Below are 2882 nucleotides of genomic sequence, written 5' to 3'. Positions count from 1 at the left end.
GGTGCCGCTCGACGAGATGCCGTGCCACCGCCGAACCGGCCATGCCGGTCCCGCCGGTGATCAGCGCGGTGCCGCCGGCCAGCCCGGCGGGCCCGCCCGGCATGGTGAGCACGACCTTGCCGATGTGGCGGGCCTGGCTGACGAACCGGTACGCGTCGGCGGCGCCGCGCGCATCAAACGCTTTGACGGGCAACGGCGCCAGGACGCCGGCCGCGAACAACCTCAGCAATTCCGCCAGCATCTCGGCGATGCGGTCGGGGCCGGCCTCCATCAAATCGAACGCGCGGTACGTCACGCCGGGATGGGCCCGGGCGATGTCGTCCGGGTCGCGCAGATCGGTCTTGCCCATTTCGATGAAGCGACCGCCGGCGCCCAGCAGCCGCAGCGACGCATCGTTGAACTCCCCCGCCAGCGAGTTGAGCACCACGTCGACGCCCCCGGCGAACTGCTGCTCGAAGTCCAGCGTGCGCGAATCCGCGATGTGCGCATCGTCGAATCCCATGGCGCGCAGGGTGTCCCACTTACCGCGGCTGGCGGTCGCGTAGACCTCCGCCCCCCAGTGCCGGGCCAGCTGCACCGCGGCCATCCCCACCCCACCGGTGGCGGCGTGCACCAGGACCCGCTGCCCGGCGCGCAGGCCGGCCAGCACCGACAGCGCGTAATAGGCCGTCAGGAACACCACCGGCACGGCCGCGGCCTGGGCCATCGACCAGCCGCGCGGCACCCGGGTCACCAATCGGCGGTCGACGGCCGCCTCCGAACCGGCCAGCCCGAAGATCCCCATGACCGCGTCCCCGACGGCCAAATCGGTGACGCCGGCGCCGAGTTCGGTGACGATCCCGGCGCCCTCCGCGCCCAGTTGGGCCGCACCCGGGTACATGCCCAGCGCCACCAGCACGTCGCGGAAGTTCACCCCGGCCGCGGCCACCGCCACGCGCACCTGGCCGGGCTCCAGTCGCGCGGGCGGATACTCCTGGACGGCGAGATCTTCGAGCGTCCCGGCGTCGCCGGCGGCCAGCCGCCACACCGCCGGCGGGTCGGGCAGCTGCAGCAGGGGCCGCCGGTCGGCCGGTTTCAGCCGGGCGCTGTAGGCCACCCCGTCGCGCACCACGACTTGTGGCTCGCCGCAACCGATCACGGCGGCGACATCGAGCGTTCCGTCGGTGTCGACCAGCACCACGCGACCGGGGTGTTCGGCCTGCGCCGAACGCGTCAACCCCCACACCGCCGCACCGGCCAGGTCCGTCACGTCCTCGCCCGCCAGTCCGACCGCGCCGCGAGTCTGCACCACCAGGACCCCGGCCGCCTCACCGGCCAGCCGACTTTGCAGCGCACCCAGGGCCTCGTGCGTCGCCGCGTACACCGACGCCACCGCGCCGGCATCCGCCGCCGGTGGCTCCCAGACGGTGAATTCCGCGCCGATCCCGTTGCCCGGCAACGACATCGGCGACCACACCACGTCGAGCAGCTCACCGCTTCCCGAACGGGCGGCCACCGCCGCCGTCAACTGGTCGGCCGAGACGGCGCGCGTGACCAGCTCGCGCACCGACAGGACCGGTAGGCCGGACGAATCGGCCAGCTCGATCGAGACGGCACCGGGACCGGCCGGCGCCAGCCTGACCCGCACCCGCGACGCGCCGGCCGCGTACAGGCTCACGCCCTGCCACGAGAACGGTAAGACGGTCTCGATCCGTTCGTCGGCCACCCCCAGTGCGTGCAGCGCCGCATCCAGGACCACCGGATGGATGCCGAGGCCGGCGGTCGAGACGCCGGCCTGCTGCGGGAGCTCGACCTCGGCGAAAATCTCGGCGCCCCTTCGCCAGACGGCGCGCAGCCCCTGAAACGCCGGTCCGTAGCCATGACCGCGGGCCGCCAGGCCCTCGTAGGCGCCGGTCACGTCCACTCCGTCCGCGCCCGGCGGCGGCCACATTGACAGGTCGGCGGCCGGTTCCCGCGTCGCGCCGTCGCTGAGCACGCCTTCGGCGTGCAGCACCCAATCACCTTGCGCGGCGCGGGAATACACTGCGACCGAGCGGGTGCCCGCCTCGGCGGCCGCGGTCACCACGACCTGCAGGTGTACCACGCCGGCCGCCGGCGGCGACGGAACCACCAGTGGCGCCGACAGCGTCAACTCCTCGATCAGCGAGCAGCCGACCTCGTCGCCGGCCCGCAACGCCAACTCCACCAAGCCGGCCCCGGGAAACAGCACCGTGCCGGCGACCGCGTGGTCGGCCAGCCATGGCTGGGCGGCTACCGAAAGCCGGCCCGTCAAGACCACACCACCGGAGTCCGGGCGATCGACCACCGCGCCCAGCAACGCGTGCTCGGCCTCGGTGAGACCGAGGCTGGCGATGTTGGCCGACCCCACCGAATCGCCGGACAGCCAAAACCGGCGGCGCACAAAGGCATAGGTGGGCAGCTCGACGCGCCGGGGATGCAGATCGGCGAAGGCCGCCGCCCATTGCACGTCGGCGCCGGCCGTGAACAGCTCCCCCGCCGCCCGCAACAGCGAGTCGATCTCCGGGCGGCCTTTGGCCATCGTGACCACCGTGGACGCCCGGTCGGCGGTCAGGGACTGTTCCACCGCGGACGTCAACGCCGCGCCCGGCCCCACCTCCAGGAACACCCCGGCAGCCAGGGATTCCGCCAGCCGCACGCCGTCGACGAACCGCACCGGCCGGCGCACGTGGTCCACCCAGTACGCGACCGAGCCATAGCCGGGGCCGGCCAGTTGCCCGGTCAGGTTGGACACCAAGGCGATTCGCGGCTCGGCCGCCGAGACCCCGGCCGCCACCGCCGCGAAGTCGTCCGTCATGGGTTCCATCAACGGCGAGTGAAACGCGTGCGAGACCGCCAGCCGGTGCATCCGCGCGCCGCCGGCG

General features: G+C 73.4%; 1 protein-coding gene. It reads right to left on the bottom strand.

The genetic code is table 11. The features are described 5' to 3' along the window. The coding region (locus A9W96_RS26645; protein WP_156765430.1) for a polyketide synthase dehydratase domain-containing protein at nt 1–2882 on the bottom strand (2882 nt) is incomplete at both ends.

The sequence above is a fragment of the Mycobacterium sp. 1245852.3 genome, assembly GCF_001669335.1.
GTDB lineage: Bacteria > Actinomycetota > Actinomycetes > Mycobacteriales > Mycobacteriaceae > Mycobacterium > Mycobacterium europaeum_A.
The sequence above is the reverse complement of the archived record's forward strand: the minus strand, read 5'-3'. Positions and strand labels throughout refer to the sequence as shown.